13 protein-coding genes are annotated in these 13,044 nt (G+C 69.1%); 6 read left to right on the top strand and 7 right to left on the bottom strand.

Going from position 1 to position 13,044, the window contains the following annotated elements; translation table 11 throughout:
• The first annotated feature begins 145 nt into the window (after nucleotides 1-145).
• A complete protein-coding gene (locus F1193_RS08065) occupies nucleotides 146-2,290 on the top strand; it encodes an SGNH/GDSL hydrolase family protein (protein WP_150097173.1) in 2,145 nt (714 codons plus the stop codon).
• A 188-nt stretch (nucleotides 2,291-2,478) separates the two neighbouring features.
• Here the strand turns inward: F1193_RS08065 and scpA are convergent, their stop codons facing one another.
• From scpA to F1193_RS08040, 5 genes are all read right to left on the bottom strand, one after another.
• Entirely contained in the window at nucleotides 2,479-4,644 is a 2,166-nt protein-coding gene (gene scpA / locus F1193_RS08060; RefSeq protein WP_150097172.1) for a methylmalonyl-CoA mutase, read from the bottom strand.
• Between the two features lie 281 nt (nucleotides 4,645-4,925).
• Complete coding sequence (locus F1193_RS08055; RefSeq protein WP_150097171.1) at nucleotides 4,926-5,174, bottom strand: PilZ domain-containing protein; 249 nt, start codon at nucleotides 5,172-5,174, stop codon at nucleotides 4,926-4,928.
• Nucleotides 5,175-5,433: 259 nt separating this feature from the next.
• Nucleotides 5,434-5,784, bottom strand: a complete 351-nt coding sequence (locus tag F1193_RS08050; RefSeq protein ID WP_150097170.1) for a hypothetical protein — start codon at nucleotides 5,782-5,784, stop codon at nucleotides 5,434-5,436.
• A gap of 271 nt (nucleotides 5,785-6,055) precedes the next feature.
• Nucleotides 6,056-6,502 carry a hypothetical protein gene (locus F1193_RS08045; protein ID WP_150097169.1) on the bottom strand — a complete coding sequence of 149 codons (447 nt, stop codon included), beginning with the start codon at nucleotides 6,500-6,502 and terminating at the stop codon, nucleotides 6,056-6,058.
• A 104-nt stretch (nucleotides 6,503-6,606) separates the two neighbouring features.
• Nucleotides 6,607-7,278 (bottom strand): hypothetical protein, encoded by a 672-nt coding sequence (locus tag F1193_RS08040; RefSeq protein WP_150097168.1) that lies wholly within the window; start codon nucleotides 7,276-7,278, stop codon nucleotides 6,607-6,609.
• 192 nt (nucleotides 7,279-7,470) lie between these two features.
• Between F1193_RS08040 and F1193_RS17055 the strand changes: the two genes are divergently transcribed.
• Nucleotides 7,471-7,635 (top strand): hypothetical protein, encoded by a 165-nt coding sequence (locus F1193_RS17055; protein WP_165439200.1) that lies wholly within the window; start codon nucleotides 7,471-7,473, stop codon nucleotides 7,633-7,635.
• Between the two features lie 60 nt (nucleotides 7,636-7,695).
• On the opposite strand, the gene F1193_RS08035 is transcribed toward F1193_RS17055, so the two are convergent.
• Nucleotides 7,696-8,466, bottom strand: coding sequence for an enoyl-CoA hydratase (locus F1193_RS08035; protein ID WP_150097167.1), 771 nt, complete (start codon nucleotides 8,464-8,466; stop codon nucleotides 7,696-7,698).
• Between the two features lie 122 nt (nucleotides 8,467-8,588).
• Nucleotides 8,589-9,467: a bifunctional DNA-formamidopyrimidine glycosylase/DNA-(apurinic or apyrimidinic site) lyase gene (gene mutM, locus F1193_RS08030; protein ID WP_150097166.1), complete on the bottom strand. Its 879-nt coding sequence runs from the start codon at nucleotides 9,465-9,467 to the stop codon at nucleotides 8,589-8,591.
• Nucleotides 9,468-9,735: 268 nt separating this feature from the next.
• On the opposite strand from mutM, the gene ubiE reads away from it, so the two are divergent.
• The 4 genes from ubiE to F1193_RS08010 all read left to right on the top strand — a co-directional run bounded on the left by ubiE (nucleotide 9,736) and on the right by F1193_RS08010 (nucleotide 13,038).
• Nucleotides 9,736-10,512, top strand: a complete 777-nt coding sequence (gene ubiE / locus F1193_RS08025; RefSeq protein ID WP_150097165.1) for a bifunctional demethylmenaquinone methyltransferase/2-methoxy-6-polyprenyl-1,4-benzoquinol methylase UbiE — start codon at nucleotides 9,736-9,738, stop codon at nucleotides 10,510-10,512.
• 156 nt (nucleotides 10,513-10,668) lie between these two features.
• Nucleotides 10,669-12,243: a 2-polyprenylphenol 6-hydroxylase gene (gene ubiB, locus F1193_RS08020; protein WP_150097164.1), complete on the top strand. Its 1,575-nt coding sequence runs from the start codon at nucleotides 10,669-10,671 to the stop codon at nucleotides 12,241-12,243.
• A gap of 40 nt (nucleotides 12,244-12,283) precedes the next feature.
• Entirely contained in the window at nucleotides 12,284-12,619 is a 336-nt protein-coding gene (locus tag F1193_RS08015) for a FitA-like ribbon-helix-helix domain-containing protein (RefSeq protein ID WP_342781792.1), read from the top strand.
• The gene (locus F1193_RS08010; RefSeq protein WP_150097163.1) at nucleotides 12,619-13,038 is read left to right on the top strand and encodes a type II toxin-antitoxin system VapC family toxin; all 420 of its coding nucleotides are present in this window, start codon (nucleotides 12,619-12,621) and stop codon (nucleotides 13,036-13,038) included. Before F1193_RS08015 ends, F1193_RS08010 begins: the two co-directional genes overlap by 1 nt.
• The last annotated feature ends 6 nt before the right edge of the window (nucleotides 13,039-13,044 follow it).

Here is a 13,044-nt window from a genome sequence, read left to right as displayed (position 1 = left end):
GATGTTGGGATGAGGTGGAGGGTCGCGCGCCGGTCAAGACCGCGATAGGCTCCGCCCGCCAAGTTCCCATAGGGCGGATATGAGCCGGCCGCCCGTGGGAACCTGTCCCGAGACCGCCGATTGCGGACCGGCCGGAAGGTGTCGCATGCGTCTATTCGTCTCTTCGCTGTCTCTGGCGCTGGCCTCGACGCTGGCGCTCGTCGTGCCCGCGTCGGCGGCGGGCGATCTGGTGTGGGAGGTGGAGAACCCGTTCCGCCTGTTCCGCAAGCCCGCGGCCTTCGCGCTGCACGAGCGCGCCTTCAGCGCGGTGAAGGGCACCGGCCGGCTGCCGGCCAACATCGTCTGGCGCACCGAGCGCCGGCTCAACGATCCCGATTGCGCCGACCCCTCGACGCCCGCCGCCTGCGAGGCGACCGCCCGGGCGCGCTACGAGGCGTCGCGCCTCGGCTGGGCGGCGCAGCTGTTCGAGGATACCTGCTACGACCGCGACGTCCGCCCGCGCCGCTACGGGCAGGCGTGCGAGCGCCAGTACTCCTGGGGCACGGCAAGGGAATCCTACGTCCTGCCCGAGGCGCACACCGTGCAGGTGCGCCTGTCGCCGGCGCGCCTCGCCGAGGCCAATTCCGCCGAGGTCAAGGGCGAGTGCATCTGGACGTGGCAGCCGCGCCGCCCCGGCGGCCGGGTCGAAACCCGCCGGCAGGCCTGCGCGGCGCCGCTGGTGATCGCGCGGGTGCCCTATTCGCCCAACATGGCGGAATCGGGCGTGGCGGTGTCGGTGACGCTGCCGACCGGGCAGGTGCTCGCCGATCCCGGCGTGGTGGTCGAGGACCTGCTGATCGTCGCGTTGGGCGATTCGTTCGCCTCCGGCGACAGCAATCCCGACCGGCCGGTGGTGTTCAGCGCCCGGCGCGAGATGGTCTACGACCCGACCCTGCTGCGCGACGACATCGCGGCGCTGAAGAAGCAGCTGGCGCCGGTCCAGACCTTCGGGCTGGCATCGGTGGCGCCGGATTTCGATCCCAAGACCCTACCGCGCCGCCGGATGGAGGACGAGGATCGCGACATCGCCTTCAAGCTCGCCTCGCGCGAATTCACCCGCGCCTTCGAGCGCGCCGGCGCCCGCTGGCTGAGCCCGGATTGCCACCGCTCGCTTTACGGCTATCCGATGCGGGTCGGCCTCGAACTCGCGCTGGAGAACCGAAGGCGCGCGGTGACGCTGGTCAGCCTCGCCTGCACCGGCTCGGAGGTCGCCGACGGCCTGTTCCTGCCGCGCGAGGCGCGCGAGGGCTTCACCGAGCCGGGTGGCGCCCGGGTGCCGCCGCAGTTCGACCAACTCGCCGAGCTGATGTGCGCCGGGCCGCGTGACCAGTCCGCCACCTACCGCCTGCCGGCCTTCCGGCGCGGCTCGACCGAGATCGGCGTCACGCCGGTGACCATGGACTGGTGCGCGCGTGCGGCGCTCAAGCGGCCGATCGACCTCGTGCTGCTGTCAATCGGCGGCAATGACGTCGGCTTCTCCTCGCTCGCGCTCTATTCGGTGACCGAGAGCGCCGCCGACGTGGCGCCGATCGCGGTGTGGGTCGGACACGAGATCCGCTTCCCGCCCAGCGTCTCCGGCGCCTATCTCGAAGTGCTCGACGAGCGGCTGCAGGCGGTGAAGCAGGCGCTCGAAGAGGGCTTTGGCGTCGCCCCGGCGCAGGTGGTGCAGACCCAGTACGAGCCGCTGCAGTTCGACGAGACCGGCCAGGTTTGCGGCAGTCTGCCGACGCTCGGCCTCGACGTCGGCCCCAATCTGCGCTTCAGCCGGCAGCGCCTGAGCGAGGTCTCGGCCTTCCATGCCAAGCTGGTGCGGCGCCTGGGCTGCATCGCCAGCGCCAAGGGGGCGGACTGTCCGCTCGACCTTGCCACCGGCGCCGGCACCGGTTTCCACCTGGTCGGCGACCACCTCGCCGCCTTCGGCCGGCGCGGCCTGTGTGCGCGCGATCCGCAGCGGCTCCAGCTCGATCAGGCGATGATGGCGGTGCCGCGCCGCGCGCTGTCGAGCGGCGAATTCGTGCCCTATTCGCCGGCGGCAGCGCTGCCCTATGGCAAGCGCTGGCGGCTGTTCCACACGCCCAACGACGCCATTCTCACCGCCAACACCCACCGCGAGGACATCTCGCCCTTCGACGTGCTGCAGCCGGTCTATGCCGCGCTCTATGGCGGCGCCTTCCACCCCACGGCGGAAGGCCACGCCGTGGTCGCCGACCATGTGGTGCGCCACGCCCGCACGGTGCTGGAGGCGCGGTAGAACGGGAAGGCCGGTGGCGCGGGAAGCGCCCTCTCTTCCCTCTCCCCTTGCGGGAGAGGGTGCCCGAGCAAAGCGAGGGCGGGTGAGGGGTAAGGTCCGAAGACACCCCTCACCCGGCTCGGACTTCACTTTGTTCAGTCCTCGCCACCCTCTCCCGCATGGGGAGAGGGAAGACCGCGCCGCCGCTGTTACTCCGCCGCCTGCTTGGGCAGGTGGCCGAGTTGGGCGGCGAGCTTCTCCAGCAGGCTCTCGGCGGCGTCGGCGACCACCGTGCCGGGCGGGAAGATCGCCGCCGCGCCGGCCTCGTAAAGCGCCGGGAAATCCTGCGGCGGGATGACGCCGCCCACCACCACCATGATGTCGCTGCGGTCCTCGGCGGCCAGCGCCGCCTTCACCTCCGGCACCAGCGTCAGGTGGCCGGCGGCGAGCGAGGACACGCCGATGATGTGGACGTCGTTCTCCACCGCCTGCCGCGCCGCTTCCTGCGGGGTGGCGAACAGCGGGCCGATGTCGACGTCGAAACCGAGATCGGCAAACGCGGACGCGATCACCTTCTGGCCGCGGTCGTGGCCGTCCTGGCCGACCTTGGCCACCAGGATGCGCGGGCGGCGGCCCTCCTCGACCTCGAACGCCTCGACCCGGCGCTGGATGCGGGCGATCTTGTCGTCCATCCTCTTGGCCTCGCGCTTGTAGACGCCGGAAATTGCGCGGATCTCGGCGTGGTGGCGGCCCCACACCCGCTCCAGCGCGTCGGAGATTTCGCCCACCGTCGCCTTGTGCCGGGCGGCCTCGACCGCCAGCGCCAGCAGATTGCCCTTCGCACGGTCGGACGCGGCGTGGCTCAGCGCGTCGAGGGCCGCGGCCACCGCCGCCTCATTGCGCTCACCGCGAAGCCGCTTCAGCTTGTCGATCTGCATGGTGCGCACCGCCGAATTATCGACCTTGCGCACGTCGATCGGCTTCTCGTCCGCCACCTGGTACTTGTTGACGCCGAGCACGGTCTGGGCGCCGGAGTCGATGCGGGCCTGGGTCTTGGCCGCCGCCTCCTCGATGCGCAGCTTGGGGATGCCGGCGTCGATGGCCTTGGCCATGCCGCCCAGCGCCTCGACCTCCTGGATGTGCTCCCACGCCCGCCGGGCGAGGTCGGCGGTCAGCCGCTCGACATAGAACGAGCCGCCCCACGGATCGATGATGCGGGTGGTGCCGCTCTCCTGCTGCAGGAACAGCTGGGTGTTGCGGGCGATGCGGGCGGAGAAGTCGGTCGGCAGCGCCAGCGCCTCGTCCAGCGCGTTGGTGTGCAGCGACTGGGTGTGGCCTTGGGTTGCCGCCATCGCCTCGATGGCGGTGCGCATGACGTTGTTGAACACGTCCTGCGCGGTGAGCGACCAGCCCGAGGTCTGCGAGTGGGTGCGCAAGGGCAGCGACTTCAGGCTCTGCGGGTTGAACTGCTTGACGAGCTTGGCCCAGAGCAGGCGCGCCGCCCGCATCTTGGCGACTTCCATGTAGAAGTTCATGCCGATCGCCCAGAAGAACGACAGGCGCGGCGCGAAGGCGTCCACCGTCAGCCCCGCTTCCATGCCGGCGCGGATGTATTCGACGCCGTCGGCCAGCGTATAGGCGAGTTCGAGATCCTGCGTCGCCCCGGCCTCCTGCATGTGGTAGCCGGAGATCGAGATCGAGTTGAACTTCGGCATGTTGGCCGAGGTGAATGCGAAGATGTCGGAGATGATCCGCATCGAGGGCAAGGGCGGATAGATATAGGTGTTCCGCACCATGAACTCTTTGAGGATGTCGTTCTGGATGGTGCCGGCGAGCTTCGTAGCCGGCACGCCCTGCTCCTCGGCCGCGACGATGTAGAGCGCCATGATCGGCAGCACCGCGCCGTTCATGGTCATCGACACGCTCATCTGGTCGAGCGGGATGCCGGCGAACAGCGTGCGCATGTCGTAGATCGAGTCGATCGCCACGCCCGCCATGCCGACGTCGCCCGAGACGCGCGGATGGTCCGAATCATAGCCGCGGTGGGTGGCGAGATCGAACGCCACCGACAGGCCCTTCTGCCCGGCGGCGAGGTTGCGGCGGTAGAAGGCGTTGGAATCCTCGGCCGTCGAGAAGCCGGCGTATTGGCGCACTGTCCAGGGCTGGTTGACGTACATGGTCGGGTACGGCCCGCGCAGATAGGGTGGCAGGCCCGGCCAGGTGTCGAGGAAGTCGAGCCCGGCCAGATCCGCAGGGCCGTAGGCGCTCTTCACCGGAATGCCCTCGGGCGTCAGCCACGGCTCGCCCGTCGCCGCGACGGCCGGCAGGGGTGCGTCCGTGAACGCAACGCGGGTGAAATCGGGAATGCGGCTCATGTGCGTGCTTCTGTGTGCGTGCTTCGCCAGGGCGGGATCTGGCACCGCTGGTGCCCGATCCTTCGTAACCGCCCAAATCCTTCCTACCGCCTCGCGGCGGGGCCGACCATGGAAATCGATTATGCAGGATGCCACTGCGGCCGGCCAGGGGTGCCGGCGGCGCCAGGACGCGGCAGATCAACACTGCGAGGCCGCCGGCCCGCTGGCAGCGGATCGACGGCCTCACAATTTTCCCAACCCGGAGATCCGGCGGCCGCGCCGGCGCGACCGAAGCCCCGCCGTCAGAACGACACGCCGATCCGCCGGCCCTTCTGCCACAGGATGCGACAACTCTTCTTGAGGCCGCCATGGAGGAAGGTGAACCGCTTGGGGATCTCGACCGTGCCATGCACGTCGAGACAGGCGCCGCGCGCGCTGAGATCGATGACCGTGCAATCGATCGTGGGACTGCGGGAATCGGCGAAAATCTTGCCGGCTGTGGAAATGCGGCCGCCGGTCTGGATCCGCACAAAGGTACGATTGTTGCTCATCGGAACCCTGACAATAGCTTGTTGTGCAAGAACAACCCGGACCAGCACGTCATTGCCGGCCCGGTTTCAACCTTACATGACGACCGTAAATTTCGGATGAACCGGGGATTGCGCGTTGCCGCGATTTCAGCATTGGCCAAGACGCAAGGGTTTGCGCAGAGTTGCACAAAAATCGCCGCGCGGGCAGCGGTAGAATATTGCTTTATCTGAAGATAAACTTAACCATCTCGCCACATGGCGGGGTCGGCCGGACGCCGGATCAGAGCTTGCGCGCCTGCCAGCGGCCGGCGCAGTCGCGCGAGGGCGCCGTCCACACCCCGCCACCGCTGCCGCCCGACAGCCGGCCCGAGACGCTGACCGACTCCGCCTGGCGGGTGAAGCGGACATTGAGCCGCCCGTCGCGGCCCACCTTGCCGGTGGCGGTGATGTCGATCTCGCCGGCATAGCGGATGGCGCCGTCATCCACCTGGATCGGGAAGACGAAGCCCTGGTCGCACGCGCCGCGCTGGACCACCACCTCCACCTCCCATTGCCCGTCGTGCGGGCCCGCGGCCAGCACCGGGCCGGCGGTCAGGGACAGGGCAAGACCGAGGGCGAGGCGACGTCGCATTCCGTGCTCCCGAAAGCCGCTCCGGCGGGCTGGGTCAGCGCCGGCTGAGGGGTGAAATCCGACACTTGGCTCCCAAATGTCGGACGATTTCATTCGCAGGATCAATCATGTGGGGCCGGCTTGCCCTGACGGTTGCGGATGCAGATGTCATACGGTTTCCGGCCGATCAGGCCGGAGAACCGTATTCCTGTCGCCGAAAAATCCTTTCCGGACCAAGGATTTTTCGGCGAGACCGTTCCCGGTATCCCGAAGGGATCAACCACAAACCGTATCAGGCACGGTCCACCTGTGCCATGCGGCGGTGGAAGGCCAGCGCGCCGATAGCGCCGCCAGCGGTGGCGGCCACCACGAAGATGATCATCAGCACCCAGCTTCCGGTGACGAAGCCGGAGTGGAAGCGCCACGCCACGGCCAGCGGCAGCACGAAGCCCGTGGCGGCACCGACCAGCACCAGCCGGCCGGCGGTGTAGGCCTCGATCTTGTCGAGCACCAGCCGGGCGAGCGGCAGGATGACGAAGCCCACCGGCGCCGCCACCACCAGGGCCGCCGGCAGGGCGACGCCCAGCATGAAGAACAGGGTCGCGCCGTCGAAATGCGTGCCGTGGACTGCGGCAAACAGGGTGAGCAGCCCGACGCCCGAAACCGCCCCGGCGATCACCGCCTCAAGCGAGGCGCGCCAGGAATACCAGGACGGGTACCAGGAGGGAACGGTCAGCATCGGTGACATGCCTCTCATGTAGGACCGATTGGTGCCTTCGCCAGGGCTGGCGTGGAGCTCGCCAAGGTAGGTCTGGACGGCCGAAAGCTCAATCGGTCGGGACCTCACTCGGCCAGGAAGCAATAGAACAGACCGGCGCCGCCGGTGCTCTTCAGCGCATCCTGGCTGCAGCCGCGGGTGCCATGCGAGGAGTTCCACGACGTCATGTGCCGGGAGTCCGTCAGGCCGATGCGATCGTGGTGTCCGACGATCGCCGAGCCCTCGCCGCTTTTCGTCCAGTTGCCGCAGGTTGTGTCGCCGCCCGCGGTCGAATGGAGGCCCTGCGGGTCGGAGCCGGTCAGCATGTCGTGGCTGTTGACGGCGTCGCCCCGGCCGCTCACGGTTTCGCCGGTCTCGGTCAGCGCCGTCTCCTTGGTGATGTTGACGGCGGGCGAATGCAGGTCGTCCAGGTTTCGCGCCACCACCACGCCCTTGGCGTTCGCCCACGGCCCGCTGCCGATGCGGTCGCGGGCGTTGATCCCGGCCGCGCCGCCCGGCGCGGTGGTGCTGAGATAGGCGCGCCATGTCTCGCCGGCCGCGCCGGCCGCCTTGGCCAGCGCGCGGCAATGGGCATCGGCCCCGGCGAGGCCACCCAAATTCGCTCCATCGCCCAGGCCGGCGCTGGTGACGAAGAACGACATCGGCGCCTGCTGCGCCGTGGTCGGGCTGAGGCCGGATGACAGGCCGAGCCCGATGGCGCTGGCCGCAAGGAGCACGCGTCCGCCGAACTGTTTCATCAGGGCGCCTCCGCACGGGTGTGGACCGCCGGGCCGTGGCGGCCAATTCCATATCAGCGATCTGGTGCGCGGAAATTAACTGGAAAGGGCGCGGGAAGGATGTTGCCGCGGCGAACGGCTGCATGTACGGACGCCTCTTCGTCGTCTCCGACGCACAGGCATCGCAGACCGGCGCTCGAAAGGTGGAATGCCATGAACGAACAGTTGCAGGCGCTGCTCGATCGGCTCAAGCAAGCCCAGCGGGAACTGCTGCTGCAGTGCGCGCAGACGGATACGCTGCCGAGCGACAAGACCTTGCGCAAGATCGCCGATCTCGAAGGGGCGATCTCGGCCGTCGAGATGATGCTCGGCGAGTAGACGACCGTCCCGGGCGGGGCACCGGCTTACGCCGCCGGCCGCTCGCCCGCCCGAAGCGCCTCACCTGTTCTGGAACTGCGCTGCGCGCTTTTCGGCGAAGGCCGCCATGCCTTCCTTCTGGTCGGCGGTGGCGAACATCGAATGGAACGCCCGCCGTTCGAACAGCAGCCCCTCCTCCAGCGACACCTCGTCGACGCGCTTGACGCACTCCTTGACCGCCAGCACCGCGGCGAGCGGCATGGCGGCAATGGTGGCGGCGACATCCAGCGCCACGGTGAGAAGCTCCGCCGCCGGCACCACGCGCGACACCAGCCCCGCCCGCTCGGCCTCGGCCGCGTCCATCATGCGGCCGGTGAGGCAGAGATCCATCGCCTTGGCGCGGCCCACCAGCCGGGTGAGGCGCTGGGTGCCGCCCGCGCCCGGCGTCACGCCGAGCTTGATCTCCGGCTGCCCGAACTTGGCATTGTCGGCGGCGATGATCACGTCGCACATCATGGCGATCTCGCAGCCGCCGCCGAGCGCATAGCCGGCCACGGCGGCGACGATCGGCTTGCGCTTCTTGGCGATGGCGCCCCAGTTGAGGAACTCGTCGAGATAGGTCGCCGGGAACTGGCGCGACTGCATCTCCTTGATGTCGGCGCCCGCCGCGAACGCCTTGGCCGAGCCGGTGAGCACCATGCAGCCGATATTGGGATCGGCGTCGAACGCCGTCAGCGCCGCGTCGAGCTCGCTGGTGAGCTGGTCGCACAGCGCGTTCAGCGCCTGCGGCCGGTTCAGCGTGATCAGCCCCACGCGGCCGTGGGTCTCGACGATCAGGGTCTCGTAGCTCATCTGGTCCTCCCGGGGTGTTTGCCGGGAGGTTACCGAATGGCACCGCTCACGCAACCGCGCGGCGTCTCGTCCGTTGGTCGGGGGACGGTGAGGCAAGCCAAGAGACCTTTGCCGGCAGGCACTCAGCGGCTTGGGCGCTGGCAGGCCGGGCAGAAGAAGGTGGAGCGTCCCGCCTGCACCTCGCGCCGCACGATGCCGCGGCAGCGCGGGCGCGGGCAGGGCTCGCCCTCGCGGTCATAGACGCGGAAGGCGTGCTGGAAATAGCCGAGGCTGCCGTCCGGCCGCGCATGGTCGGCGATCGACGAGCCGCCGGCGGCGATCGCCTCGGTCAGCACCTCGCGCACCGCCCCGGCGAGCCGCGTTGCCGCAGCATTGGGCGCGCCGGATGCGGTTGCCAGCGTGGCGGCGGCGTTGAGCGGCGACAGGCCGGCGCGGTGGAGCGCCTCGCACACATAGATGTTGCCGAGCCCGGCAATCACGTGCTGGTCGAGCAGCAGCGCCTTCAGGCTGGTCGTCCGGTTGCGGGCGGCCTCGGCCAGCGTCGCGGCCGAGAAGGCGTTGCCGAGCGGCTCCGGCCCGAGGCCGGCGAACAGCCTGTGGCTCTCCAGCTCCGCGCGAGGCACCAGGGTCATCAGGCCGAACCGGCGCGGGTCGTTGTAGGTGACGCGGGCGCCCGAGGCGAGCTCGAACACCACATGGTCGTGGGCCGGGTCGCGGTTGCGCGGATGGTGAAAGATGCCCACCGCCTCGGCCTCGATGCGGAACGAGCCGGACATGCCGAGGTGCATCACCAGCACCTCGCCGCTGTCGAGGTCGGCCAGCAGGTATTTCGCCCGGCGGCCCAGCGCATCGATGCGGCAGCCGGCGAGGCGGCGGGCGAAGCCGGGCGGAAACGGCAGGCGTAGGTCGGCCCGGCCCAGCCGGACGGCGGTGATGCGGGCGCCCTCCAGCACCGGCTGCAGGCCGCGGCGCACGGTTTCGACTTCGGGCAGTTCGGGCATGGAACCTTTCAGGAACGAGGCTTGCGGGAAACACCGCACGCGGGCAGGCGTCTTGATGCGAAACCGGCAGGGCAGACCCTGCGAAACCGCGCCCCGCCGGCCCAAGGGGTTGGGATCCCGGACGATTTTCCCGCCGGCGGTGGGCGGCATGCCCGTTGCGGCGATCCTTGCCCGATGGACGCCAATGAGATAGCGCGCAGGGCGGCGCTGGGCTATGGTCCGCGCCGCTTCGAGCAGGGACGGTTTTTCGAGCAGGGTGGTAGGACAGATGGCCGGCGGCGATACGCTTCGCGATACGGAAGCGACCCATTTCGGATTCAGAGAGGTTCCGCTTGCCGAGAAGCAGGCGCTGGTGGACGACGTGTTCGCCACCGTCGCCCGGCGCTACGACCTGATGAACGACCTGATGTCCGGCGGCCTTCACCGGCTGTGGAAGGACGCCATGGTCAACACGCTGGCGGCGCCCAAGTCGAGCCGGCCGTTCCGGCTGGTCGACGTCGGCGGCGGCACCGGCGACATCTCCTTCCGGGTGGTCGAGGGGGCCGGCCCCGCCGTCACCTCCACGGTGTGCGACATCAATTCCGAGATGCTGAAGGTCGGCGAGGAGCGCGCCCGCGAACGCGGGATCGATGACCGCGTCTCCTTCGTGGAGGGCAATGCCGAGGAGCTGCCGTTCGGGAACAGCGAGTTCGACGGCTACACCATCGCCTTCGCCATCCGCAACGTGCCGCGCATCGACCGGGCGCTGGCGGAGGCCTACCGGGTGCTCAAGCCGGGCTCGCGGTTTTTGTGCCTGGAATTCTCCAATGTCGACGTGCCGGGCCTCGACAAGATCTACGATTTCTACTCCTTCCATCTGATCCCGCGCATCGGCCGGATGGTGGTGGGCGAAGCCCAACCCTACGAGTATCTCGTCGAGTCGATCCGCCGCTTCCCCAACCGGGCGGTGTTCTCCGACATGATCGCCGCGGCCGGCTTCGAGCGCGTGTCGGCGACGCCGATGACCGGCGGCGTGGTGGCGCTGCATTCCGCCTGGAAGATCTGATGCGAAATCCGGCCCTTGGGGCCGGAGTTTCGCAGTCCGATCGCCAAAAATCCCGCTCTCGCTTTCGGATCTTTGGCGAGTGTGCTTCCGGGTGGCACGACGTGATCACCCGGAAACCGTGGTTCCAAGAAGATCTGTTCTGAAAGCCTCGATCTCGTGCTGCGTGCCATCGGCCATCTTGCCCGCCTCGCCCGCGCAGGCTTCATCTGCGCGCGCGAAGGCGTCTTCGCCATTATCGATCCCCAGGCGCTGCCGCCGGCGCTGCGATTTGCCGTCGCGCTTGGCCGGCTGATCGAGCGCCGCAATGCCGGCGGCGCCGATGTGCGGCTGTCGGCTGCGCTCACCCGGCTCGGGCCGTCCTGGGTCAAGTTCGGCCAGTTCCTGGCGACGCGGCCGGACATCGTCGGCGCGGCGCTCGCCCGCGACCTGGAGAATCTCCAGGACCGGATGGCGCCCTTCGGCACGGACGAGGCGCGCAAGGTGATCGAGGACGCGCTGGGCGCGCCGGTCGAGACGCTGTACGTCGAGTTCGGCCCGCCGGTGGCGGCGGCCTCCATCGCCCAGGTCCACCGCGCCGCGGTGGCGCTGCCGGATGGCAGCCTGCGGGCGGTGGCGGTGAAGGTGCTGCGCCCGGGCGTCGAGCGCCGCTTCCAGCGCGACCTCGACGACTTCTTTTTCCTCGCCCACCTCGCCGAGCGCAACAGCAAGGAGGGCGAGCGGCTGCGTCTCGTCGCCGCCGTGGAGACCCTCGCCCGCTCGGTCACCATGGAGATGGACTTCCGCCTGGAGGCGGCAGCCCTGTCAGAAATGGCCGAGAACACCGCCGAGGACGCCGATTTCCGCGTGCCGGATGTCGATTGGGACCGCACCGCCCGCAGCGTGCTGACGCAGGAATGGATCGACGGCATCAAGCTGTCGGACCAGGCGGCGCTGCTGGCGGCCGGCCACGACCTCAGGGCCATCAGCCGGGCGCTGATGCAGAGCTTCCTGCGCCACGCCATGCGCGACGGCTTCTTCCACGGCGACATGCACCCCGGCAATCTGTTCGTGGACGAGAAGGGCCGCATCGTCGCCGTCGATTTCGGCATCATGGGCCGGCTCGGCGACACCGAGCAGCGCTTCCTCGCCGAGGTGCTGCACGGCTTCATCGTGCGCGACTACCGGCGGGTCGCCAAGATCCATTTCGAGGTCGGCTACGTGCCGGACATCCATTCGGTGGAGGCGTTCACCCAGGCGGTGCGGGCCATCGGCGAGCCGATCCACGGCCGCTCGACCGACCAGATCTCGATGGCCAAGCTGCTCACGCTGATGTTCGAGATCACCGCGCTGTTCGGCATGCGCACCCGGCCCGAGCTGCTCTTGCTGCAGAAGAGCATGGTGGTGGTGGAGGGCGTGGCCCGCGCGCTGGACCCGAAGTTCGACATGTGGGCGGCCTCCGCGCCGGTGGTGAAGGAGTGGATCGCCCGCAATCTCGGCCCGGTCGGCCGGGTGGAGGACGTCACAGATGGCGCCATCGGCATCGGCCGCTTCGTCGGTGCCGTGCCGGATCTTCTCACCCGCGCCGCGATCATCACCCGCCGCGCTGACGAGTTGACCCGCGCCGGCTTCGTGCTGGCGCCGGAGACCGTCGAAGCGATCGGCCGCGCCGAGGGCCGCGGCAACCGCTCGCTCGCCGCGGCGGCCTGGATCATCGCCGCGCTGCTGGCCGTGCTGGTGGTGAAGCTGGGGTGAGGGCGTTGCTGGCATTGCCGGCGCTGCCTATACTCCCAGCATGCCGAAAACGTCCGCCAGACCGAGATCGCGCGCTCCCGGCAAGTCGGAAACCGGCAAGACGACTGCCGGGAAAGCCGGCGCGCGGCGCACCGCCAGCCTGACCATCCGCGGCCTCGACGCCGGGGTGAAGGCGCGGCTGCGCCGCCGCGCGGCCGAGCGCGGCCACTCAATGGAGGAGGAGGCGCGGCAGTTGCTGACCCGGGCGCTGGCCGAACCGGCCGAGCCCGAGACCGGCCTTGCCTCCGCCATTCATCAGCTGTTTGCGCCGCTCGGGGGTGTCGAGCTCGACCTGCCGCCGCGCGAGCCCGGTCGCGAGCCGCCGACCTTCGATTGATGTTCGTGCTCGACACCAACGTGGTCTCCGAGCTGATGCGCCCAGCGCCGGAGCCACGGGTCTTCGAGTGGGTCGATGCCATAAGCCGCAACGATCTGTTCATCGCGGTCTTCACCCAGTGCGAAATCCTGTTCGGCATCGCTAAGATGCCGCACGGTGCCCGCCGCGATGTCCTGGTCGCACGCGCGGGAATCATGTTTTCGGATCGGTTCCACGGCAGAATCCTGGCATTCGATTCCCTCGCCGCAGTCCATTACGTTGACATTTTCACCAGCCGAGGAAAGCTCGGCCGCCCGATCGCGCCTTTCGACGCCGGTATCGCCGCCATCGCCCGGGCCAACGGCATGGCCATGGTGACGCGCAATGTGAAAGACTTCCACGGTGTCGGCCTCGACATCATCGACCCCTGGTCCGCCTGAACCCGG

The organism is Blastochloris sulfoviridis (genome assembly GCF_008630065.1).
GTDB lineage: Bacteria > Pseudomonadota > Alphaproteobacteria > Rhizobiales > Xanthobacteraceae > Blastochloris > Blastochloris sulfoviridis.
The sequence above is the reverse complement of the archived record's forward strand: the minus strand, read 5'-3'. Positions and strand labels throughout refer to the sequence as shown.

What these genes read in the sequence shown, in the direction of transcription:
- ubiE (WP_150097165.1), top strand. Translation starts at nt 9,736, where the DNA reads ATGGCCGGCGGCGATACGCTTCGCGATACGGAAGCGACCCATTTCGGA.
- F1193_RS08010 (WP_150097163.1), top strand. Translation starts at nt 12,619, where the DNA reads ATGTTCGTGCTCGACACCAACGTGGTCTCCGAGCTGATGCGCCCAGCG.
- F1193_RS08065 (WP_150097173.1), top strand. Translation starts at nt 146, where the DNA reads ATGCGTCTATTCGTCTCTTCGCTGTCTCTGGCGCTGGCCTCGACGCTG.
- F1193_RS08055 (WP_150097171.1), bottom strand. Translation starts at nt 5,174, where the DNA reads ATGAGCAACAATCGTACCTTTGTGCGGATCCAGACCGGCGGCCGCATT.
- F1193_RS08040 (WP_150097168.1), bottom strand. Translation starts at nt 7,278, where the DNA reads ATGAAACAGTTCGGCGGACGCGTGCTCCTTGCGGCCAGCGCCATCGGG.
- mutM (WP_150097166.1), bottom strand. Translation starts at nt 9,467, where the DNA reads ATGCCCGAACTGCCCGAAGTCGAAACCGTGCGCCGCGGCCTGCAGCCG.
- F1193_RS08050 (WP_150097170.1), bottom strand. Translation starts at nt 5,784, where the DNA reads ATGCGACGTCGCCTCGCCCTCGGTCTTGCCCTGTCCCTGACCGCCGGC.
- F1193_RS17055 (WP_165439200.1), top strand. Translation starts at nt 7,471, where the DNA reads ATGAACGAACAGTTGCAGGCGCTGCTCGATCGGCTCAAGCAAGCCCAG.
- scpA (WP_150097172.1), bottom strand. Translation starts at nt 4,644, where the DNA reads ATGAGCCGCATTCCCGATTTCACCCGCGTTGCGTTCACGGACGCACCC.
- F1193_RS08015 (WP_342781792.1), top strand. Translation starts at nt 12,284, where the DNA reads ATGCCGAAAACGTCCGCCAGACCGAGATCGCGCGCTCCCGGCAAGTCG.
- F1193_RS08035 (WP_150097167.1), bottom strand. Translation starts at nt 8,466, where the DNA reads ATGAGCTACGAGACCCTGATCGTCGAGACCCACGGCCGCGTGGGGCTG.
- F1193_RS08045 (WP_150097169.1), bottom strand. Translation starts at nt 6,502, where the DNA reads ATGCTGACCGTTCCCTCCTGGTACCCGTCCTGGTATTCCTGGCGCGCC.